Source organism: Cyanobium sp. PCC 7001 (genome assembly GCF_000155635.1).
Classification (GTDB): Bacteria; Cyanobacteriota; Cyanobacteriia; order PCC-6307; family Cyanobiaceae; genus NIES-981.
Map to the genome: position 1 here is coordinate 132,797 of NZ_DS990556.1, position 20,631 is coordinate 153,427.

The window sequence follows — 20,631 nt, forward strand, 5'->3', positions numbered from 1 at the left end:
ACGACGCTGCGTACATTTGTACTGCATCGCGCCGGTGCGCTGGCGTTCGGCCGCTGCCCCTCAGCCGCCGCACCCCCGCCGCACCACCTCCTCCTGCAGGGCCGCCAGGTCGGCATCGGCCGGGGCCTGGGGCGCGAACAGCAGCGACCAGGCCAGCGGCACGTCACCCGCCCGCAGCGCTGTGTCGATGGCGCTGATCCACGCCGGGCCACTGCCCGGCAGCCCCTCGATCAACCGGCGGGAGGACTCCATCCGGCCGGTGGCGGCGCCCACCAGATGGACATGGGCGAAGGCGTCGACGGGGGCATCCTGGGGGCGGAGTTGCAGCAGCACCAGCTCTCCCGGAAGGATCGGCGCCGTGGGCCAGTCGAGCGGGGTGCGGATCGGCTCGCCGGGGCTGCCCACCAGGCGCCAGGTGGTGGCCCGCGCGCGGGCGATCCGCAGCTCCAGCAACGGTTCCACCACCACCAGCCGGGGCCGGTCCACCGGCACGATGCCGAGGGCGTCCGCCTCCTCCACCGGCTCCACCCGCGGCGCCACCACGCACACGGCCACCGGCAGCTGGGGCTGCTGAATGGCGTTGCTGGCGGGGGTCGCAGCCAGGCCTGCCAGCACCAGCAGGTTCACCAGCCGGAGACGCATCAACGAAAGCCGGGGAAGTTCCGGAGGTCCTGGCGCAGATCGGTGAGTCGGCGGCCCTGGGCGTCATCGCCCCGCCGCATCAGGGTGGCGAGAAACGTGGATTCGAAGTTCACCGCATTGACGAAGACACCACCGCAGTAGAAGGCATGGCTGAGGCGATCGACCCAGGCCACGTGGTAGTGGGATTGGATCGCATCGCCGATGCTCGGGTGGTGGAACGTGATCGGCCCCGCGTGGCCGACGTCGATGGGAACTTCGGGAGGAAAGAGCAGGCAGGCTCCTGAGGAACTGATGTCCCAGAGGCGACCGATGAAGGCCGGTTCAGCTGTGGGATGGGAGGCATGGAAATCCACCCGGATCGACATGCTGATCGCAGGCACGATCCGACGGGTTTCCTTGCGTGGCCGGTACTCCGGGTCGTAGTCAGAGCGGTCGGGGGGCATCGGCTGGGTGGGGAGCGCCTCCGACGGCCCTGCACTGTGAGCGCAAGTTAACTGCTCTGGCTCGATCCCACCACACCCTGCCCCTGCGGACTCACCTTCTCGCCCCAGGCATGCAGTTCATCCAGCACCGGGAGCAGCTCACACCCCAGCGGAGTGATGGCGTAGTCGACCCGGGGCGGCACCTGGGCATACACGGTGCGCTGCACGACGCCGTCCGCCTCCAGTTCGCGCAGCTGGGCGGTGAGCACCTTCTGGCTGACGCCGGGGAGGGCCCGCTGGAGATCGGAGAAGCGGCGCACCGCCTCGATGAGTTCCCGCAGAATGAGCAGCTTCCAGCGGCCCTGAATCACCCGCAGGGCCAGCTGGGCCTTGCAGTCGGCATGGTCATGGCTGTGCCGGAATCCCGGCCGGGATTCCTGCGGCTGCTCGGCCCCCTGCCCGTCCATGGGTTACGTCGAGGTCACCGACCCACTTTGGCGTACCTGCTTGTGCCGAGGGGGGAGGCTGCCGCACGATCGGTCTGCCCATCTCCGGCATCCTCCGGGCCGGCTTCCGTGATCCTGTCCCCATGACCGATCTGCTCGTGCTGGCCGCCAGCAACGGCGAAAATCTGCGCCTGGCTGAGCGCTTCGCGGCGGCGGCGAGGGCCCGTGATCTCAGCGCCGAGGTGCTGGATCTCACCACCCTGCCGCTGCCGCTGTTCACCCCCCGGGCCCTGGAGGCTGGCCTGCCGGCCGCCGTGGCCGATCTGCATCGCCGCCTGGCGGCGACACCCCGCTGGGTGATCTGCGCACCGGAGTACAACGGCTCGATTCCGCCGGTGCTCACCAGTGCCATCGCCTGGCTGTCGGTGCAGGGCGACGATTTCCGTGCCCTGTTCAACCAGCGTCCGATCGTCATCGCCACCCACTCCGGCGGCGGCGGCCACACCGTGATGGCGGCGCTGCGGCTGCAGCTCGCCCATCTCGGCGCCCATGTGGTGGGCCGCCAGCTGGTGAGCAACGCCACCCATCCCGCCAAGGACAGCAGCATCGCCGACCTGGTGGATCGGCTGCTTTCCCTCGACAGTCCCCGACCATGACCTCCCTCACCTCCGCCGGGGCCGACACCCTGGTGTTCCGTCCCGCCGCCGAGCGCTTCCACAGCCAGCTGGACTGGCTGGACAGCTGGCATTCCTTCTCGTTCTCCCATCACCACGACCCCGCCTGGATGGGCTTCGGCCCGCTGCGGGTGATCAATGACGACACCATCGCGGCGGGGAAGGGCTTCGGCCTCCATCCCCACCGCGACATGGAGATCGTGACGGTGATGGTGGAGGGTCAGCTGAACCACCGCGATTCCATGGGCCACACGGCGGTGCTCCGCGAAGGCGAGGTGCAGGCGATGAGCGCCGGCACCGGGGTGGTGCACAGCGAGATGAACCTCGGTGATCGGCCCTGCCGGCTGCTGCAGATCTGGATCGAACCCGTCCGCAGGGGACTGCCGCCGGGGTATGGCCAGAAGCCCTTTGCGATCGGTCCGGGCTGGACGCCGCTGCTCAGTCCCGATGCCGCCGGTGACACCCTGGCGATCCAGCGCCCGGTGCAGCTCTGGCGCGCCCAGCCCCGGCCAGGAGATGCCCTTGACCTGGCCATCGCCCCTGGCAGCCAGGGCTGGCTGCAGCTGATCGATGGCGAGGGGGAGATTGGCGGCAGGGGGCTGCAGCGGGGCGATGGGCTCGGGTTCTCCGCCGGCGCCTTGCCTGCTTTCGTGGCAGGTCCCAGCGGGGCCGATCTGCTCCTGTTCGCCCTGCGCTGACCATGTCCGAGCATGGTGCTCCGGTCGCCCGTTCCCTTGGACCTCCAGCTCGCGATGCTTCAGCCCCCGCGCGGCTACCTCACGCTCAGTTGGCTGGGCCTGGTGGCCAACGCCCTGCTGCTGCCCCTCACCCTCTGGGTGATCCTGCAGGATCCCACCTGGCGCACGGTGCACATCGTGCTGGGCTCCAGCGCTGTGCTGCCCACGGCCGTGGTGGGTCTGGTGGCCACCACGGGCCTGCTGAAGTGGCGGGCCTGGGGACAGATCGTGGCGATCGTGGCCCTCTCGATGAGCCTGGCCGTGGGTCTGCCCTACGGCATCGTGCGCCTCGCCGTGTTCAGCGAGGGCCGCGTGCTCACCGCCGTGATCGCCGCCCTGGTGTGGGCGGTGAATGCGGCGGTGCTGGTGTACTGGTGCCGTCCCTGCATCCGGCGTTACCTCACGTAGGTCGCGGCGGCCAGCCGAAGATGTTGTGAAGGTGACAGTTTCTGGCTGTCACAAGGGCCATGATCCTCTTTGGATCTCGTGTTGTGAGAGATGGCTCCCGTTCATGCCCAGCATGTGCGTCACTACCGTCTTGTGGACCAACAGGGTGCGCCCCATCCGGTGCTCGACGACCTCTATGAGTCGTTGGATGCCGCCTGGGCTGAGGCGATGGGCTGGTGGCAGGACCAGTTCGGTGCCAGTCAGGGCCCTGTGGAGATCGGGGTGGAGGTGAGCACCGCCAGCGGTGACTGGCGCACGCTCCGTTTCCCGGGCGGCGCCGGTTGATCCCCTTCCGGTTCCGTGACGCTCCCCCGGGGCGGCTTCGGCCGTCCCGGGGCTTTTGCTGTTGGGGCGAGGCCCGTCGACCGCCTCAGCGCCAGTCGGGGTCGTAGATCCGCAGGGTGGCGAACCCCAGCGAGGCGGGCGAGGGGTTGGGACCGGCCGGGAAGGCCTGCACCTGGAACATGTAGGTGTCCGACACCGAGGGATTGGCCCAGGGCTTGAGCATCACGGTGAGGGTGGTGCCGGGAGCCACCGGCTCCGGAAAGGTCACCCGCACCTCCCGCTGCCGCTGATCGAAGCTGGCCTCCACGGCGATGGCCTGCCCTTCCTGGCGGGGGCGCCCCACGAAGGCTTCCGTCCGTTCCGGACTGAAGCGGAACTGGTTGTCCACCCCGCGGGACTGACGGATCGTGAGCCCAGCCAGGGAGGCGCCGGCATCCTGCGGCAATTCCACAGTGAAGTAATACCGGGCCGAGGGCTGGCCCACGATGGAGTTGTAGCTCACCAGATCCACCTTCCAGGGAGCACGTTGGAAGTAGGTGGCGCCGCGCAGCTCCAGGGCCTGGCCCGGCTGGCTGAACGGGGGAACTGTGCTCAGCAGCGGACCCGCGGCCAGCAGGGCTGTGGCGATGGAGCTCAGGACCCGGGCGGGATGCCGCAGCCGGGTTCCGGTTCGCACGCTTCGCCGCACGGGCTGGGGCGATTCCATGGCTGAACCCGAACCAGGGTGTTGGCTGGTTCAGCCTAGGCAGGACTCCAGGAACGGACGGGGATCCTGGTCGCGGCGGTGGCGCAGCGGCAGTGCCGGGGCCTGGACGCGGGGGGCGGTGGGATCCAGCAGGGCGGTGGCTTCCAGGGCCTGCCGCAGGCGTCGCGCCGCCTGCAGGGGCATGTCCCGCGGCACGCTGATCCGATCACGCAGGTTCCGCAGGCCGGCGGCGGTTCCCGGCGGCGGCGGACAGGAGCCGGCTCCGATCAGCGTGGTGAGGGCACAGCGCAGGGCCTGATCCATGGCCTCTCCGGCCAGGGCCGGGCGCTGCTGCAGCACCTTGCGGTGCCGCAGCATCCGTGCCAGGGCCACGCTGGCGGCATCCTCGGGCTCAGGCTCCGAGGTTTCGGGGTCGGCACCGCTGGCCATGGTGAGAGGCCAGGGGCCGGTGTCGATGCGCTGGGCCAGGGCCCGCTGGCTGTCGCTGCCGTTGGCGAAACATCCCCCCATCTGGGGTGGCAGATCGTGGGCGTGGGTATGGAAATCCCCCTGGGTTCCCCGATAGGTGCGGCGTTGCTCCAGGGCCGTGAACCAGCGGTGCAGAGCCGGGTGCTCCTGCCGCAGCAGAAAGCCCTTGTAGTAGGCCAGCGAGGCGTTCATCCGCTCCACATAGGGCACGAACACCAGGTCGGCGCTGCTAAAGCTCTCCAGCAGCCAGGGGCCGCCGCTGCGCTCCAGCTCCGCTTCCATGGCGGCGGCCGTGCGCTGGAACTGCAGCTGGGACTGCCGGTCGGACGCCAGATCCCGATGGGGCTGGCACAGCCAGCTGCACCAGGTGCGGAACAGCAGCCTCTCCAGCTGCCGCAGCGGCATCACCTCCGCTGCCAGGAGGCTGGCCTGCAGGGGGCCGAACGCTCGCTCGAGGGCTTCGAGGATCCGATCGCTCTCGGTGATCAGCCGCCCATCGAGCTCCAGGGCGGGCAGCATGCCCGAGGGCACCCGCTGGCGGTACCAGGCCTCCTTGTCGCCGTAGCAGACCATCGTGACCTTGCGGATCCGGTAGGGAATCCGCCGCTCCTCCAGCCAGAGCCACACCTTCTGGCAGTAGGGGCACCAGGCGTGGTGGTCCCTGTAGAGGGTCACGCGGATGTCCGCCTCGCTGTGGCCGAACAGGCGCAGCCGGGCCTGGGCGTTGGTGGGGCCGTTCACCCGGTCCGCCGGGGCCGCTGCCCGGCTGGCCAGCGCATCCCAGGCCAAGGGCTCCATCACAGGGTCGCTCGCGTTCCAGGAAGGCCCGTTCTAGGAGACACTGGCCGTTCATCTCGGGGTGGGGGCGCTCACGGACGCGCGGCTCACGCTCGGGGCCTGGGCCTGCCTAGGTTCGGAACGAGAGTTCTCGTTCGCATGTTCGACGCCTTCACCAAGGTTGTAGCCCAGGCTGATGCCCGCGGCGAATTCATCAATGCCGGTCAGATTGACGCCCTCTCGGCGATGGTCGGCGACAGCTTCAAGCGCATGGACACGGTGAACCGCATCACCTCCAATGCCTCCAAAATCGTCACCAACGCCGCTCGCGATCTCTTCGATTCGCAGCCCGCTCTGATCGCCCCTGGCGGTAACGCCTACACCCATCGCCGCATGGCCGCCTGCCTGCGCGACATGGAGATCGTTCTCCGCTACGTCACCTACGCCATCTTCACCGGCGACGCCTCCGTCCTGGAAGACCGCTGCCTCAATGGCCTCCGTGAAACCTATCTCGCCCTCGGCGTCCCTGGCGCTTCCGTGGCAGAAGGCATCCGCAAGATGAAGGACGCCGCCATCGCCATCGCCAACGACCGCAACGGCATCACCCCCGGCGACTGCTCCGCTCTCATGAGCGAAGTCGGCACCTACTTCGACCGCGCTGCCGCCGCTGTCGGCTGATCGGCGGCCCCTGGGCGTCGAGCCCCGTTCGATGCCCCCGATGGGGGTCCCATCAAAAAGGCGACCTGAAAACTTCAGGTCGCCGCAGACCTCCAGCTGGAATCAGCAGGTGGAGTGAGCAACTGTCGTCATGGGCCCAACGGATGTCACAGGGCCCCACAGATGTCACAGACGTGTGTAATAGACGGATGTCACAGAACGTTGTCTCGGACGACAGAGCGTTGTCCGGGACGGTTGATCGTAACAAGTTCAGCTGAACCTCATCCGGATCAATCAGGCGAGCGTGGAATCACCGGATTCACCGGTGCGGATGCGGATGGCGTTCTCCACCGGAGTGATGACGATCTTGCCGTCGCCGATCTCCCCTGTGCGGGCTGCTGTGAGGATGGCTTGCACCACCTGATCCACGGCCTGATCGGTCACCACTGAGGTGATCTGCATCTTGGTGAGCAGCTTCGCTTCAACCTTCACGCCGCGATAGACCTCGGTGTGGCCCATCTGTTTGCCGAAGCCCTGAACGGCCGTCACCGTGATGCCGTTGATGCCGATCTCCACAAGGGCGTCCTTGACGGCATCGAGCTTCTCAGGGCGCACGATGGCTTGAATCTGTTTCACGCAATACCGGATGCACGGCTGCAGATTTAAGGGCTGGGTGCGCCGGCTTCTGTAGCAACGACAGCTATCCGCTCGAAACCGGTGGCATCGTTCACCGTGGTCCCTTCCGCGGCGGCTTCCGCGGGGCAGCGCTTGCAGCGGTTGCGAATCCCTGCCCGCTGCTGCCCGCGAGCTGCTGCCACTGATTGCTGCCAGCTGAAAAGCCCACCCCTCCTCTGGTGGAGGAGCGATGGGCCGTGATGGGTTGCGACGCGGGGCGGGGCTGCCGTTCAGGCGGCCTGCCCGGCGCTGTGGTGGTACACCGCGCCGCGGTAGTGGAGTTCGAGGGAAGGATCCACGGGTGCGGGTTCGTGCTTCAGGGGTGCCACGTAGTGCCGACCTCTGTAGGTGTGCTCGACAGCCTCGCTGGAGGGATGTTCGTGCTGGCTGGCGTCGTAGGGAATGCCGCGATAACGGAGTTTGCTGGTGGCCATGATTCCGACCGTGTTGGGATTGAAAGCAAGCGGTGCGCCCAGGGCGACCGATGTGGAGCAGACGAGCGTTGCTTCACCCGCTTCGCGGCAGCCCTGAGGGTTGCCTGCGACCGGGCTACTTCCAGCAGTCCCCTTTCGGGTGGTCGTCCCTGCCGACTCCACCGGAGCGGTGGAGCTGGCCTGGACTGAACTCAGAAGGGACAAAGGCCCAACGTTGTGTCCTGCAACACAGTTCTAGGGCCTTTGGCTGTTCATGGTGAACATAGGCAGTCTTTGGAAGCAAAAGTTTGCAGTGGACAGGGTGGACGGGGTCTGCTCCCCGGGCTGTGCCTGCGTTTCCGCACCGAAGCCAGTCAGGGCCGGAGTCCGGGTGCTTTTGGTATCAAAACGAACACCGAAGGGTGCGGCTACGGCGCATTGTCGTTCGCAATGGGCGTCCCATGGGCGTCCAACCCCATCGAGCAGCCGTCTTTCTGATCTGCCCATGACCATTGCTTCCCACCCTCCCAGGCGCCCGAAGCGCCTGCAGGAGGCAAGTCTGCTGGAGGCCCCCTCCTTGCTGCTGCGCGGGATCCGAGGCCTCTCCTCTCAGCGCAGCATTGTCTGGTTGGCCTGCATTCCCCTCGCCCTTTTTGGCCTGGGTGTGTTCAACCTTTCCGCCCACGCAGCTGAGCTACCGGAACTCACGGCCGCCTTCCTGGCCAACAACATGTTCCTGCTGATCGCCGCCGTTCTGGTGATCTTCATGAATGCCGGCTTCGCCATGGTGGAAGCCGGGCTCTGCCGCCAGAAGAACGCGGTCAACATCCTGGCCAAGAACCTGATCGTCTTCGCCCTGGCTGTGACGGCCTACTGGTTCATCGGCTACAAGATCATGTACAACGCCGACTGGGTGATTCCCGGTTGGTTCAAGTTCGGCGGCATCTTCTTCGATCCCACCGTCACCCCTGAGATGGTGACCGATGCGGCTTTGGTTCCCAGCATTGACTTCCTCTTCCAGGCCGCTTCGTGGGCACGGCTGCCACGATCGTTTCCGGTCTGGTGGCCGAGCGCATCAAGTTCGGCGAGTTCGTGATCTTCTCACTGGTGCTCTGCGGCATCCTCTACCCGATCTCCGGCTCCTGGCAGTGGAACTTTCCCGACGATGCCGGTGTGGGTGGTGGCTGGCTGGCCACTCTCGGCTTCATTGATTTCGCCGGCTCCACGGTGGTGCACTCCTTCGGTGCCTGGGCCGGTCTGATCGGCGCCATGCTGCTCGGACCGCGGATCGGCAAGTTCGTCGAAGGCAAGCCCCAGGCCATTCCCGGTCACAACCTCTCCATCGCCACCCTGGGCTGCCTGATCCTCTGGATCGGCTGGTACGGCTTCAACCCCGGTTCCGTGCTGGCGATGAACGAAACCGTTCCCTATGTGGCCGTCACCACCACCCTGGGCGCAGCCGGTGGTGGCATCGCCGCCACCCTGATGAGCCAGTTCACCGGAGGCAAGCCCGACCTCACCATGACCATCAACGGCATCTTGGCCGGCCTGGTGGCGGTGACCGCCGGTTGCGACGGTTTTTCGATGCCCGCGGCCTGGGTTGTGGGATTCATCGGCGGGGTGCTCGTTGTGCTCTCCGTGGCCTTCATCGATGGCCTCAAGATCGATGATCCGGTGGGCGCCTTCTCCGTGCACGGCACCTGCGGCATCTGGGGCACCCTGGCCGTCGGCCTGTTCAACATGGACAAGGGTCTCCTCACCGGCAACGGTCCCGCCCAGCTGGGCATCCAGATCGTCGGCATCCTGGCCTTTGCCGTCTTCGCGATCGTGGCCTCGCTGATCACCTGGTCGATCATCGGCGCCATCTTCGGTGGCATTCGTGTGACCGAGAAGGAAGAGATCGAGGGCCTGGACATCGGCGAGCATGGGATGGAGGCCTATCCCGACTTCGCCGCCAGCGCCAAGTAGGACGCTTCCCAACCCTGTTCTGGGCCCATTCCCCATCACGGGGTGATGGGCCTCCCATCCGGTGCTGCGAGTCCAGCAGTTTCCGGATCCTGAGCCCACGGTCCGCCGTGGGCTTTTTGCTGCCTACGCTGCCCAGGACCCCGATGGCGCCCCGGGCAGGATGCCGGTGGTCGCTGTTCTGATGCTGTTCCGATGACCGACTGCTTCGATCTGATCGTGCTGGGTGCCGGTTCCGGCGGGCTCGCCGCCGCCAAGCGGGCAGCTTCCTACGGAGCCCGGGTGGCGATCGTGGAGGGGGATCGGGTGGGCGGCACCTGCGTGATCCGCGGCTGTGTGCCCAAGAAACTGCTGGTCTACGGCTCCGCCTACAGCCACCTGCTCGATGACGCCGCCAGCTTCGGCTGGTCGGTGGACGCCATCCGCTGCGAGCCTTCCCGGCTTCTGGCCAATGTGCGTGCCGAGGTGGATCGCCTCAATCAGTTGCACATCGGCTTCCTGGAGAAGGCCGGCGTGGAGCTGGTGCGGGGGTGGGGGAGCTTCTCGGGGCCTGAGAGCGTGATGGTGAAGGCAGCCGATGGTTCCAGCCGGGAGCTGCGGGCCCCCCGCATCCTGATCGCCGTGGGGGGCCGGCCCCACCGCCCCGCCATCCTGGGCGCCGATCTGGCCTGGGTGAGCGACGACATGTTCCTGCTGGAACGGTTGCCGGAGCATGTGGTGGTGGTGGGCGGCGGCTTCATCGCCTGCGAGTTCGCCTGCATCCTCCATGGGCTCGGCGTGGCCGTCACCCAGTTGGTGCGGGGCGATCATCTGCTGCGCGGCTTTGATCGCGAGGCCAGCCGCGCGGTTCAGGAGGCCATGCAGGAGAAGGGCATCGACCTGCGCTTCGCCCATACCCCGGCGGCCATCACCGGCGACTGCGCTCCCGGGGAACTGACGCTCACCACCCAGAGCGGGGAGCAGATCACCTGCGGCGGCGTGCTGCTGGCCACCGGGCGCAAGCCCTTCCTCGGTGGGCTCAACCTCGAGGCTGCGGGGGTGGCCGTGGAGGGGGATGCCATCCCGGTGGACGCCGATCAACGCACCAACGTGCCCCACATCTATGCCGTGGGCGATGTCACCGATCAGGTGAACCTCACACCGGTGGCGGTGGATGAGGGTCGCGCCTTCGCCGACACGGTGTACGGGCACCGGCCGAGGCAGGTGGACCACGACCTGGTGGCCAGCGCTGTGTTTTCCCAGCCCGAACTGGCGGGGGTGGGTCTCACTGAGGAGCAGGCCATCGCCCGCCACGGCGCGGAAGCCATCCGGGTCCACCGGGCCCGGTTCCGCCCGATGAGCCAGGCCCTGCCTGGCCGGGGCCCGCGCGTGCTGCTCAAGCTGATCGTGGAGATCGCTTCGGACCGCGTGCTTGGCTGCCACATGGTGGGCGAACACGCCGCCGAGATCATTCAGATGGCGGCGATCGCCATCGGGATGGGAGCCACCAAGGCTGATTTCGACCGCACCATGGCCCTGCACCCCTCGGTGGCCGAGGAGTTCGTGACCATGCCGAACTAGGGGCCCCCTAGGGGGCTTTTATGCCCCACTGGGCCCGGAGCCCGGGGTTGCTCAGCTCCCAGGCATGTTCCGCCGCCGCAACGGTGTGGGAGTGGCGGCTGGGCACCAGGCCCCGCTGGCGGAAGAGCTCCTCCAGCTGGATTGCGTACTGGCTGGCCTGGGCGATCAGCAGCTCGAGATGGGTGCTGCCGCCGCTGGCTTCGAGCATGGTGGGATTGAAGCGGCACTGCTCCAGGTCTTCCCGGTGCCGCTCCAGCCAGGCCCACTCGTACTGGAGCATGGCATCGGTGCACCGTTCCAGCTCGTCCTGGAACAGGACCTGTGGGGCGTGGTCCGTCGTGGGGCTCTGCCGGCTGGCGAGTCGCTGCATGATGTCGCGCAGATGACTCATGAACCCGGTTGCGGCGCTGCTGGCATTGTTGCCTGGCCTCAGGCCCCCTGGTTGCTGAAGCCCATCATCGTGGCTTTCACGTGGGCCAGGGCGGTGCCTTCGAGAAACTGCTGATCCAGCAGCAACAGCGCCGCGGCATTGTCCCCCGCCAGCCTGAGGCGTTTGCGCACGAACCGGGCCTCGGCCTCCTCCTTGATCTGTTCCTCCACGAACCAGTCGAGCATCGCCGCGGCACTGCGCTCGGCGCGCTCATCGGCGAGGCTGTAGAGCTGGTTGATCGAGGCGGTCACCTCCTTCTCCATCTCGTAGACCCGGTCGAACAGCTGCTGAACCGAATCCCAGTGGCGCGGAGGGGCCTGAATGGTGGGAAGGATCACCTCGTCATCGCAGTCCACCAGGTAGGCGATCATCCGGGCCGCATGGGTCCGCTCCTCATCGCTCTTGGCGTGCATGTACTGCGAGAAGCCCGCCAGATCCCTCTCCCGCAGCCAGATCGACATGGCCAGGTAGGTGTGGCTGGCCTGGAATTCCGATTCCAGATGCCGGTTGATGGCTTGGGTGAGCTGATTCACAGGGGTCCGGGATCCTGGCGGTGGAGTCTCTTCAGGCTATGGATGGGGGAGGCTGCCGGCACCCGGCGTCCGGGCAAGGGAGCCCCCAGCGCGGGGAGATCCAGTTGCTGCTGCGCCCAGTGGGCGGCGAGGGCGGCCAGCAGGCTGAGGCGGTTGCCGTGAACACGAAGCACGGGGGGTCGGGCGGCTCGCTCCAGCCTGCTGCCGCTGTGCTGACCTGGGGCTGATCGATGCGACGGGGGCGGGCAGCCAATGGCACAGATGCATGCATCGGGGGTGCGCGGCCGCCAGGGGGGAGGATGGGCTCCAGCAGTTGCCTGCCATGCCCTGCCTGCTCGCCATCCAGCACCTCGACCGCGAGGGGCCGGGCCTGTTCGCCGAGGCCGCCGCCGCCCGGGGCTGGGAGCTGCGGGTGTCGCGCCCTGACCGTGGTGATCCGTTGCCCGATCCGGGCGCCGGCGATGTGCTGCTGGTGCTGGGTGGACCGATGGGGGTAGCCCAGATCGGCGATCCCGCCTATCCCTGGCTTGCGGCGGAAGTGGAGCTGCTGCGCCGCGTGCTGGAACGCCGCCATCCGGTGGTTGGCATCTGCCTGGGAGCGCAGCTGCTGGTGCATGCCGCCGGTGGGGTTGTGGAACCCCTCAGTGCCGGTGAGCCGCCGGTGGCGATCCGCGAGGTGGGCTGGGGGGCGGTGTCCTTCACCGTGGCTCTGAGCAGGAACCGCTGGTCCGCGGTCTCGATCCGAGTGAGGTGATGCTGCACTGGCATGGCGACCGGGTGCGCCTGCCATCCACGGCCCAGTTGCTCGCTTCGACCCTGCTCTGCCCGGAGCAGATCTTCCGCTTGGGGCCGCGGGCCTATGGCCTGCAGTGCCATGTGGAAGTGCTGCCCGGCGATCTGGATCGCTGGCTCCTTGAGGATGGCGCCTATGTGGAGGCGGCCCTCGGCCCCGGCGGGGCCGAGCGGATCAGGCTCGAGGCCCACCACTGGGGGGAGCGTTGTCGCCGCCAGGGGCGCCGCCTGATCGACAACCTGCTTGATCGTCTGGCCCCAGGGACCTAGGCCAGGGGGATCCGCGGCGAGCGGCGGGGCAGGCTGGGCCCGGCACTGGGCTGCAGCTGGCCGGGCAGCACGGCTGGATCCAGGGGGCTGAGGCTGTTGAGGCTGTAGGTGGTGTCGATCAGCTCCGAGCCGCCTGCGGGCAGCTCCAGCAGGGTGAGGGTCTGACCCTGGCTCTGGCTGCTCTGGAGCAGCCGCCGCGGACCGCTGCCCATCGCTCCCAGGCTCAGCAGGTTCAGCCTGCCGACGCGGCTGGGGAAATAGGCGTGATGGTGGCCGCTCACGTAGAGATTCACCTGCCCGTTCTCCAGCAGCTGCAGCACCTCGCCGGGGCGATGCAGCACCTCGCCGGGGCGGTCCCGGCCCTGGCTCACGGCGTAGAGCGGCAGATGGCCGATCACCAGACGCAGCCGGGCCTGCCGGGCCGCGGCACTGGCCAGTTGCTGCTGGGCCCAACGCCTCTGGTCGGCGCCGAGCGAGGCCGACGAGGCATCCAGCACCAGAATGAACACGTCCCCGTGCACCAGGCTGTAGCGGAAGGGGAAAGCGGCGCCGGCCTGCAGATTCAGCCCCAGCCGCGTGCGCTGGGCGGTCCAGAACCGCTCGGCCCGCTGCCGATCCAGTGCGAACAGGTACCTCCCCTGGCTCTGGCTGCTGGAGGCATCGTGGTTGCCCATGGCAGGCACGAAGGGGATGCCCCTGTTCAGCAGGGGATCGAGAACCTGCCGGCCGAAGCTGCGCCACATGGCATCGAGCTGCCCTGCGTCGAGCCCTGCTTTCTGGCCGGCCACCATGTCCCCGGCGCAGATCACCAGATCGGGCGCCAGGCTCTGGAGCAGGTCCACCCCGCGTTGCACCTGGGGCACGTAGCTGGTGGAGCCGTAGCTGCTGTTGAGATCACTGATCAGGGCCAGCCGCAACGGGGCTTGCATGGGGCCCGGAGTGCCGGCCACTGGCCCGGAGAGGACAGGCCTGGAGTCGAAGCTCCGGGCCGCGAGCGCTGCGGCGCCGACGGCACCCAGCTGGAGGAACTGCCGGCGGAGCAAGGGCCGGCGAGCGGGGGGCATCGGAATCCGAAGGCGGGTTGGCTGCATGATGCCGCGACCCGCCGACGGCGATCAGGCGACGGAATCAGAAGACGGCGAGGGAGGCGCCGAGGCCGACGACCATGGCGGCGATCACGGCCACGGCCCACAGGGCATGGGAGCGGGCGTCGCTGGGGGATTCCCCGACCACCGCCTGGATCTCATCGGCGTAGAGGTTGTCGTGGTTTTCCAGGTCGTGGGTGTGCATGGGGGCTCCCTTGACGGCTGTCTCAACCGTAGGCAGCCCCCGATCTCCCGACTACCCGTGCTGCATCACAAGATGTGAGCGCCTGTGACGGCTCTGGGTCGACGGCTCTGGGGCCTGGGGGGCGGGGTGCCGAGGCTCAGGCCCCGCCACCGCCGGAGCGCTTCGCACCCTTGCGGCCCTTGCCGGGGCCGCCCACAGGAACCTCAATGCCGTTGCGGGCGTAGATCTTGCGCCGCTCCTCACGGGTCTCGGCCCGCAGCTTCCTGCGGGACTGGCCGTCGGCCTTCTTGCAGCTGCGCAGGGCCTCCTGGTTGCTGGCTGCCCTGGTGCAGCGGAGGTAATCCTCCTGGATCTTGATGCTCTGCTGCTGCTTCTTGACCATCAGGGCCTTCACTTCGGGGAAGATCTTCTCCTTCTGGGCCGGGGTGAGCCGCTCCGGAGGGGCGGAGGTCTGGCCGATGGCCGGAGTGAAGCTGCCGAGGGCCAGCGCCAGGGTGGCGGCGGTGAGGCAGCCTCCGCTGATCAGCAGGCGGGGCAGGGTGGTGGGCAGAGGGGAACGCAGGGCCATGGGCTCAATCGGGAGCGACACCGTTGATCCTGGGCGAACCATCTGCCTCAGGTCTGACCGAGGCCCCTGAAGATGTGACCAGATCTGACAACGCCGCCCTGCCGAGGGACCGTCCGCGCAGTCCAAGGGTGTAGCCGCCCTGGGGAGGATGCCGGTGGAAGAGCTCTCCTCCGTGGGCCGTGGCGGTTCTCTGGGCGATCGCCAGGCCCAGGCCGCAATGGCCGTCGCCGCCGCGGGCTTCGTCGAGCCGTCGGAACGGCTGAAGGGCCTGCTCCCAGAGCGGATCGGGGATGCCGCTGCCTGTATCCGTCACGGTGATGGAGAATCCGTCTCCGTTCCAGGGCTCCAGTGCCAGCTCGATCGGTGGTTGCCCATGGCTCGCAGCGTTGCTGAGCAGGTTGCCCACGGCCCGGCTCAGGCTGGTCGGGCGGACCCAGGCCCGCAGGGGCCGCAGGCGCAGGGTGAGCCCCCGCACGCCGCTCTGGCCCGCCACCTCCGCCAGCAGGGCATCAAGCTCCACCTCCACCGGAGCCTCATCGGCATCCCCCCGGGCGAAGGAGATGAATTGCCGGGTGATGCGCTCGAGCGCATCGAGGTCGGCCTGGGCCTTGGCCGAGTCCTCCGCCGTCATCGGCTGGCTCTCCGCCAGGTGCAGCCGCAGCCGCAGCCGGGTGATCGGACTGTTCAGGTCGTGGCCGATTCCGGCGAGCATGGTGGCCCGCTCGCGCCTCCCGTCCTCCAGGCGCTGCAGCAGGGCATTGAAGCGGCGGGTGATCTGGCGCACGGCCCGGGTGCCGCGCTCGCTCAGCGGCTCGGGGTTCTGGCCGCTGCCGAGCTGCTGCAGCGAAGTTTCCAGCTGCCGCAGCGGCCTCTGCACCTCCAGGCTCAGCACCAGGGTGGAGAGGCCGAGGCCGCTGGCCACCAGGGAGAGCACCAGGGAGAGGGGGTCGGGCGGCCAGCGACGCAGGGCGGGCACCGACACCGACAGCCAGATCGGCTCGATCGGTGACACCATCTCCACCCACAGGCCTCCCCCGGCAGCCACCACGTCGCGGCAGTAGCCGAGCTGGTCGCAGAGCTCCTCGTGCAGGGCCTCCGCCTCGGCCTGGCCATGGGATCCCTCTGGCGGCGGTGATTCCGCCAGCTCCAGCCCGCTGAGCTCGGCCACCGCCTCCATCGGGTACTGCTCCAGGGCCAGTTCCCCCAGCCGCAGGCTGAAGGCCACTTCCGAGCCGAGCTGAGCCATCTGGCTGCGGGCCAGACGACGGCTCAGCAGCGACTGCACCGCCACCAGGCACAGCAGCCACAGCAGCAGCCCGCAGCCGGCATAGGCGAGCACCCGCAGGCCGCGGTGGCGCCTAGACCCGCGGCTGGCCATCGGGGACGAAGACATAGCCATAACCCCACACGGTCTGGATGTGGCGGGGCTGGGAGGGATCGTCTTCCACCAGCCGCCGCAGCCGGGACACCTGCACATCCATGCTGCGGGCATCGGTGTCGCTGGTGGGGCCGCGGGACAGTTCGATCAGCCGCTCCCGCGACAGGGGCCGGTGGGGGTGCTGGGCAAACGCCAGCAACAGGCTGAACTCGCCGCTGGTGATGCTCACCGGCTGGCCCTGCCGCTCCAGCTGGCGGCTGCTGGGGTGCAGCACCCAGGCGCCGAAGGGGATCGGACTGGCCTCCGCCTGGGGCGCTCCGGCCGGGCCGCTGCCGCGCCGGCGCAGCACCGCCTCGATGCGGGCCGTGAGTTCCCGGGGCAGGAACGGTTTGGCCAGGTAGTCGTCGGCGCCCTGCTCCAGGCCGATGATGCGGTCCACCGCATCGCCCTTGCCCGTGAGCATCAGCACCGGCAGGTCGTCGCCGCCGTCCCGGAGCCGCCGCAGCAGGCAGAGCCCGTCATCGCCGGGGAGCATCAGATCGAGCACCACCAGATCGGGCCGCTGGCTCTCGAGCCGGGCGGTGAGCTGCTGGCCGTTGGCCAGGCAGCGCACCTCGTAGCCCTGATCGCCGAGATAGCGCTGCAGCATCTGGCGGAGTTCGGGATCGTCATCGACGACCCAGATGCGGTGGGGTCGGGCCATGGCTCCGGCAGGCCGGCAGGAGGCGTGTGCGGCTCATCCTCACCCCAGCCCCCGGCTGGTCGGTCGACGCACTGTCCCCGCTCACACCAGGGCCAGGCCCCTCTCGTTGAACACGCCCTCGAACAGCACCGAGCTGAGGTAGCGCTCGCCCGAATCGGGCAGCACCACCACGATGGTCTTGCCGGCGTAGGCCGGATCGGCGGCCAGCCGTAGGGCTGCGCAGGTGGCGGCGCCGCAGGAGATGCCGGCCAGGATCCCCTCCTCCCGCATCAGCCGGCGTGCCATCTCCACGGCCTCGGCATCGTTCACCGTCTCCACCCGGTCGACCAGGTCGAGGTCGAGGTTGGCCGGCACGAAGCCGGCGCCGATGCCCTGGATCTTGTGGGGCCCCGGCCTGAGCTCCTCGCCGGCCTTGGCCTGGGTGATCACCGGGCTGGTGACCGGTTCCACCGCCACCGATTCCAGCGGCTTGCCCAGGGTGTGCTTGATGTAGCGGCTCACGCCGGTGATGGTGCCGCCGGTGCCGACCCCGGCCACGAGCACGTCAACGTGGCCTTCGGCGTCCTCCCAGATCTCGGGGCCGGTGGTGTCGTGGTGGATGCGCGGATTGGCGGGGTTGGCGAACTGCTGCAGCAGCACGTAGCGATCCGGCTCCGAGGCGGCCAGCTCCTGGGCGGCGCCGATGGCGCCGGGCATGCCCAGCCGGCCCTCGGTGAGCAGCAGCCGCGCTCCGTAGGCCGTGAGCAGCTTGCGGCGCTCCAGGCTCATGGTTTCGGGCATGGTGAGCGTGAGCGGAATGCCCCGGGAGGCCGCCACGAAGGCCAGGGCGATGCCGGTGTTGCCGCTGGTGGGCTCGATCAGCTCCTTGCCCGGACCCAGCAGGCCATCGCGCTCCGCCTGCCAGATCATGGCCGCCCCGATGCGGCACTTCACCGAGTAGGCCGGGTTGCGGCCTTCGATCTTGGCCAGAACGGTGGCGCCGCAGCCCCGGGTGACGCGGTTGAGGCGCACCAACGGGGTTTTGCCGATGCTGAGGCTGTTGTCGGCGTAGATCGCCATCGTGAGCGCCGTTCCTGCCGCTCACCCTAGGGACGGCTGGTGCGGCCGGAACGGCAGCTCCTGCTCCAGCCGATCCGGCGTGAACCGGACTCCGCAACACGCTCCCACAACAACCATTGCGGGCGGGCCGTGTTGCAGCCGAGCTGGTCTCTAATGTTCGCTACCCCGGAGGGCTCCTGAGGAGCAGGTGCGTTGCATGGCCACAGTCAAGGCATCACCAGCTCGTCCAGCCTTCCGGGTGCTGAATCACTTCAGCACCGGCAACATCCGCGGCGACCTCTTCGGTGGCGTCACCGCAGCGGTGATCGCCCTGCCGATGGCCCTGGCCTTCGGGGTGGCCTCAGGAGCCGGTGCCACCGCGGGCCTCTGGGGGGCCGTGCTGGTGGGTCTGTTCGCCGCCCTGTTCGGCGGCACCCCCACCCTGATCTCGGAGCCCACCGGCCCGATGACCGTGGTGATGACCGCCGTGATCGCCAGCCTCACGGCCCAGGATCCGGAGAACGGCCTGGCCATGGCCTTCACCGTGGTGATGCTGGCCGGAGTGTTCCAGATCCTCTTCGGAGTGCTGCGCCTGGGCCGCTATGTCACCCAGATGCCCTACACGGTGATCTCGGGCTTCATGAGCGGCATCGGCATCATCCTGATGGTGCTGCAGATCGGGCCCTTCCTCGGCCAGGCCATCCCCAGGGGAGGGGTGCTGGGCACCCTCACCAACCTGCCGGGCCTCATCGCCGGTGCCCGACCGGCGGAAGTGACCCTGGCGGTGGTGACCCTGGCCATCCTCTGGTTCACCCCCGGCCGGATCCGGAAGCTGGCCCCGCCCCAGCTGATCGCGCTCATCGCCGGCACGATCCTCTCCCTCACCCTGCTCAGCGGCGCCGATGCCTCCGCCGAGGTGGAGGGCATCCGCCGCATCGGGGCCATCACCGCCGGCCTGCCCAGGCTGCAGGTGCCCACCTTCGAGGCCTCCCAGCTGCAGCTGATGCTGGTGAACGGTGCCGTGCTGGGCATGCTCGGCTGCATCGATGCCCTGCTCACGGCTGTGATCGCCGACAGCATCACCCGCACCGAGCACGATTCCAACAAGGAACTGATCGGCCAGGGCCTCGGCAACCTCGTCTCCGGCCTGTTCGGTGGCATCGCCGGAGCCGGCGCCACCATGGGCACGGTGGTGAACATCCAGGCCGGGGGCCGCAGCGCCCTCTCCGGCCTCAGCCGCGCCCTGATCCTGATGCTGGTGATCCTGGTGGGCGGGCCTCTGGCCGCCCAGATCCCCCAGGCCGTGCTCGCCGGCATCGCCCTCAAGGTGGGCTTCGACATCGTGGACTGGAGCTTCCTCAAGCGCGCTCACCGGATCTCGATCACCGGCGCGCTGATCATGTATCTGGTGATCGCTCTCACGGTGCTGGTGGATCTGATCGCCGCCGTGGGGATCGGCGTGTTCATCGCCAACATCGTCACCATCGACAAGATGAGCGCCCTGCAGAGCCAGGCGGTGAAGTCGATCTCCACCGGTGACGGTGACCTTCTGCTCGAGCCGGAGGAGAGGAGCCTGCTCGATCGGGGTCAGGGTCAGGTGCTGCTGTTTCAGCTCACCGGCGCCATGATCTTCGGGGTGGCCAAGGCCATCGGCCGCGAGCACAACGCCATCGGTGACTGCAGCGCCGTGGTGTTCGACCTCACCGAGGTGTCCCACCTCGGCGTCACCGCCGCCCTGGCGGTGGAGAACGCCGTGGAGGAGGCGATCGAGAAGGGCCGCCAGGTTTATGTGGTCGGCGCCAGCGGCACCACCCGTCAGCGGCTCGAGAAGCTGGGACTGTTCGCGAAGCTGCCGGCTGACCACGCCAGCCTCAGCCGTTCTTCCGCGCTGCAGCGCGCCGTCGAAGGCCTCGGGGCAGCCACCCAACCGGCCGCCTCCCCGGTTTAGGCCGAAGTAAGCCCGTAGGGCTCGTTATCGGCGGGCTCCAGGATGCCGAGCTCCGCTCTCCACTCGCTCACCGGGCGGTCCCAGGCCTCCTCCCAGCACACCGCCGCAAGGCAGGAGGCCTGGCGGCCCAGGCTGATGCCGTGGGCGGCGGCGGCACTCATCCGCGGAAAGCGCTGAGGCTGGAGCCTGAACGTGGACAGCTGGGCCGCGGTGGTGAGCAGCACGTAGGCCGGGAACCCGATCTGGGTGGCCGTCACCGCCAGCACGCCCGTCTCACCCTCCGGGAGTGTTCCGAAGCCGCACACCACGTGGTGGATGTCGTGGGTGGTGGCGATGCGCTGCGTCAGCCAGAGGGCCTCCGTGTCGATCGGCCGGGGCCGGAAGAACGCAGGGTCGTAGTGGAGCCGGTGGATCAGCTCGGCATAGCAGCGGCCCAGGCTCCCCTCCGGCAGGGACGCCAGCCGCGCCAGGTCGGGCTGCAGGGGTGGGTAGCGCGCCTCCAGCATCGCGGCCGCACCGGGCTGGGCGCGGAAGCGCTGGAGGCAGGCGTCCATCTGGGGCGTGGCCAGCATGTTGTCCACGAGATCGGCCACTGACCCCAGATCGCCACCGCTGCGGCCGATCGCCACCAGCAGCTTCAGGTTGTTCGCCGCCCGCAACAGCTCCGAAAAACGGGACATCCGGTGCCTGGCGAAGAGTCTCCAGAATCGCCCGGCCGGGGCGCGGCGTCTGGGGTATCCGGTCGGGAGCCCCTCGGTCTGAGAAGGTGGCCAGCACGGTGACCTGGCTCGGCAGGGTCGGCTGATG

General features: G+C 68.6%; 25 protein-coding genes and 1 pseudogene. 10 read left to right on the forward strand and 16 right to left on the reverse strand.

What is annotated here, in order from left to right; translation table 11 throughout:
- Window positions 1–60: 60 nt before the first annotated feature.
- Genes CPCC7001_RS00695 through CPCC7001_RS00705 form a run of 3 tightly spaced genes read right to left on the reverse strand, consistent with a single transcriptional unit; the run spans window position 61 to window position 1,531 of the window.
- Window positions 61–642 carry a hypothetical protein gene (locus tag CPCC7001_RS00695; RefSeq protein ID WP_006909946.1) on the reverse strand — a complete coding sequence of 194 codons (582 nt, stop codon included), beginning with the start codon at window positions 640–642 and terminating at the stop codon, window positions 61–63.
- Window positions 642–1,085: a PilZ domain-containing protein gene (locus CPCC7001_RS00700; protein ID WP_043368431.1), complete on the reverse strand. Its 444-nt coding sequence runs from the start codon at window positions 1,083–1,085 to the stop codon at window positions 642–644. The genes CPCC7001_RS00695 and CPCC7001_RS00700 overlap by 1 nt, the downstream gene beginning before the upstream one ends.
- Window positions 1,086–1,132: 47 nt before the next feature.
- Entirely contained in the window at window positions 1,133–1,531 is a 399-nt protein-coding gene (locus CPCC7001_RS00705) for a helix-turn-helix domain-containing protein (protein WP_006911318.1), read from the reverse strand.
- A 122-nt stretch (window positions 1,532–1,653) separates the two neighbouring features.
- On the opposite strand from CPCC7001_RS00705, the gene CPCC7001_RS00710 reads away from it, so the two are divergent.
- The 4 genes from CPCC7001_RS00710 to CPCC7001_RS00725 all read left to right on the forward strand — a co-directional run bounded on the left by CPCC7001_RS00710 (window position 1,654) and on the right by CPCC7001_RS00725 (window position 3,653).
- Window positions 1,654–2,166: an NADPH-dependent FMN reductase gene (locus CPCC7001_RS00710; protein ID WP_006909520.1), complete on the forward strand. Its 513-nt coding sequence runs from the start codon at window positions 1,654–1,656 to the stop codon at window positions 2,164–2,166.
- Window positions 2,163–2,882 carry a pirin-like bicupin family protein gene (locus tag CPCC7001_RS00715; RefSeq protein ID WP_006911019.1) on the forward strand — a complete coding sequence of 240 codons (720 nt, stop codon included), beginning with the start codon at window positions 2,163–2,165 and terminating at the stop codon, window positions 2,880–2,882. The genes CPCC7001_RS00710 and CPCC7001_RS00715 overlap by 4 nt, the downstream gene beginning before the upstream one ends.
- 36 nt (window positions 2,883–2,918) lie before the next feature.
- Window positions 2,919–3,329 carry a Hepatitis C virus core protein gene (locus CPCC7001_RS00720; RefSeq protein WP_225867130.1) on the forward strand — a complete coding sequence of 137 codons (411 nt, stop codon included), beginning with the start codon at window positions 2,919–2,921 and terminating at the stop codon, window positions 3,327–3,329.
- A 90-nt stretch (window positions 3,330–3,419) separates the two neighbouring features.
- Window positions 3,420–3,653 (forward strand): hypothetical protein, encoded by a 234-nt coding sequence (locus CPCC7001_RS00725; protein ID WP_006911805.1) that lies wholly within the window; start codon window positions 3,420–3,422, stop codon window positions 3,651–3,653.
- 85 nt (window positions 3,654–3,738) lie between these two features.
- On the opposite strand, the gene CPCC7001_RS00730 is transcribed toward CPCC7001_RS00725, so the two are convergent.
- Together CPCC7001_RS00730 and CPCC7001_RS00735 are read right to left on the reverse strand one after the other, a co-directional pair.
- A complete protein-coding gene (locus tag CPCC7001_RS00730; RefSeq protein ID WP_225867131.1) occupies window positions 3,739–4,329 on the reverse strand; it encodes a DUF2808 domain-containing protein in 591 nt (196 codons plus the stop codon).
- 60 nt (window positions 4,330–4,389) lie between these two features.
- Window positions 4,390–5,625, reverse strand: a complete 1,236-nt coding sequence (locus CPCC7001_RS00735; RefSeq protein ID WP_043368432.1) for a glutathione S-transferase family protein — start codon at window positions 5,623–5,625, stop codon at window positions 4,390–4,392.
- Window positions 5,626–5,763: 138 nt separating this feature from the next.
- Between CPCC7001_RS00735 and CPCC7001_RS00740 the strand changes: the two genes are divergently transcribed.
- Window positions 5,764–6,282, forward strand: coding sequence for a phycocyanin subunit beta (locus tag CPCC7001_RS00740; protein WP_006909676.1), 519 nt, complete (start codon window positions 5,764–5,766; stop codon window positions 6,280–6,282).
- A 273-nt stretch (window positions 6,283–6,555) separates the two neighbouring features.
- Here the strand turns inward: CPCC7001_RS00740 and CPCC7001_RS00745 are convergent, their stop codons facing one another.
- On the reverse strand, window positions 6,556–6,897 hold the full coding sequence (locus CPCC7001_RS00745) for a P-II family nitrogen regulator (RefSeq protein WP_006909605.1): 342 nt from the start codon (window positions 6,895–6,897) through the stop codon (window positions 6,556–6,558).
- Between the two features lie 269 nt (window positions 6,898–7,166).
- Window positions 7,167–7,370, reverse strand: a complete 204-nt coding sequence (locus tag CPCC7001_RS00750; RefSeq protein ID WP_006909491.1) for a DUF4278 domain-containing protein — start codon at window positions 7,368–7,370, stop codon at window positions 7,167–7,169.
- Window positions 7,371–7,854: 484 nt separating this feature from the next.
- Here CPCC7001_RS00750 and CPCC7001_RS00755 point away from each other — a divergent pair.
- Window positions 7,855–9,317: pseudogene (locus CPCC7001_RS00755) on the forward strand (ammonium transporter).
- Between the two features lie 192 nt (window positions 9,318–9,509).
- Window positions 9,510–10,874, forward strand: a complete 1,365-nt coding sequence (gene gorA / locus CPCC7001_RS00760) for a glutathione-disulfide reductase (protein ID WP_006910068.1) — start codon at window positions 9,510–9,512, stop codon at window positions 10,872–10,874.
- 7 nt (window positions 10,875–10,881) lie between these two features.
- Here the strand turns inward: gorA and CPCC7001_RS00765 are convergent, their stop codons facing one another.
- On the reverse strand, window positions 10,882–11,265 hold the full coding sequence (locus CPCC7001_RS00765) for a hypothetical protein (protein ID WP_006910837.1): 384 nt from the start codon (window positions 11,263–11,265) through the stop codon (window positions 10,882–10,884).
- Between the two features lie 38 nt (window positions 11,266–11,303).
- Window positions 11,304–11,837 (reverse strand): ferritin, encoded by a 534-nt coding sequence (locus CPCC7001_RS00770; RefSeq protein ID WP_006909443.1) that lies wholly within the window; start codon window positions 11,835–11,837, stop codon window positions 11,304–11,306.
- A gap of 322 nt (window positions 11,838–12,159) precedes the next feature.
- Between CPCC7001_RS00770 and CPCC7001_RS14700 the strand changes: the two genes are divergently transcribed.
- Window positions 12,160–12,591, forward strand: coding sequence for a type 1 glutamine amidotransferase (locus tag CPCC7001_RS14700; RefSeq protein WP_006911455.1), 432 nt, complete (start codon window positions 12,160–12,162; stop codon window positions 12,589–12,591).
- On the forward strand, window positions 12,591–12,899 hold the full coding sequence (locus CPCC7001_RS14705) for a hypothetical protein (protein ID WP_006910010.1): 309 nt from the start codon (window positions 12,591–12,593) through the stop codon (window positions 12,897–12,899). Before CPCC7001_RS14700 ends, CPCC7001_RS14705 begins: the two co-directional genes overlap by 1 nt.
- Here the strand turns inward: CPCC7001_RS14705 and CPCC7001_RS00785 are convergent.
- The 6 genes from CPCC7001_RS00785 to cysK all read right to left on the reverse strand — a co-directional run bounded on the left by CPCC7001_RS00785 (window position 12,896) and on the right by cysK (window position 17,897).
- Window positions 12,896–13,963: a metallophosphoesterase gene (locus tag CPCC7001_RS00785; protein WP_043369238.1), complete on the reverse strand. Its 1,068-nt coding sequence runs from the start codon at window positions 13,961–13,963 to the stop codon at window positions 12,896–12,898. The genes CPCC7001_RS14705 and CPCC7001_RS00785 overlap by 4 nt on opposite strands.
- A 64-nt stretch (window positions 13,964–14,027) precedes the next feature.
- The gene (locus tag CPCC7001_RS15425; RefSeq protein ID WP_006910891.1) at window positions 14,028–14,189 is read right to left on the reverse strand and encodes a hypothetical protein; all 162 of its coding nucleotides are present in this window, start codon (window positions 14,187–14,189) and stop codon (window positions 14,028–14,030) included.
- Window positions 14,190–14,325: 136 nt separating this feature from the next.
- Complete coding sequence (locus tag CPCC7001_RS00790; protein ID WP_006910340.1) at window positions 14,326–14,757, reverse strand: hypothetical protein; 432 nt, start codon at window positions 14,755–14,757, stop codon at window positions 14,326–14,328.
- A 4-nt stretch (window positions 14,758–14,761) separates the two neighbouring features.
- On the reverse strand, window positions 14,762–16,135 hold the full coding sequence (locus CPCC7001_RS00795; RefSeq protein WP_006909065.1) for an ATP-binding protein: 1,374 nt from the start codon (window positions 16,133–16,135) through the stop codon (window positions 14,762–14,764).
- Complete coding sequence (locus CPCC7001_RS00800; RefSeq protein ID WP_006911691.1) at window positions 16,116–16,838, reverse strand: response regulator; 723 nt, start codon at window positions 16,836–16,838, stop codon at window positions 16,116–16,118. The genes CPCC7001_RS00795 and CPCC7001_RS00800 overlap by 20 nt, the downstream gene beginning before the upstream one ends.
- Before the next feature lie 81 nt (window positions 16,839–16,919).
- Window positions 16,920–17,897 (reverse strand): cysteine synthase A, encoded by a 978-nt coding sequence (gene cysK, locus CPCC7001_RS00805; RefSeq protein ID WP_006909290.1) that lies wholly within the window; start codon window positions 17,895–17,897, stop codon window positions 16,920–16,922.
- A gap of 196 nt (window positions 17,898–18,093) precedes the next feature.
- Between cysK and CPCC7001_RS00810 the strand changes: the two genes are divergently transcribed.
- Window positions 18,094–19,824 (forward strand): SulP family inorganic anion transporter, encoded by a 1,731-nt coding sequence (locus tag CPCC7001_RS00810; protein WP_006910111.1) that lies wholly within the window; start codon window positions 18,094–18,096, stop codon window positions 19,822–19,824.
- Here CPCC7001_RS00810 and CPCC7001_RS00815 read toward each other — a convergent pair.
- Entirely contained in the window at window positions 19,821–20,504 is a 684-nt protein-coding gene (locus CPCC7001_RS00815) for a Coq4 family protein (RefSeq protein ID WP_006910443.1), read from the reverse strand. The two genes, CPCC7001_RS00810 and CPCC7001_RS00815, sit on opposite strands and share 4 nt — an antisense overlap.
- Between the last annotated feature and the right edge of the window lie 127 nt (window positions 20,505–20,631).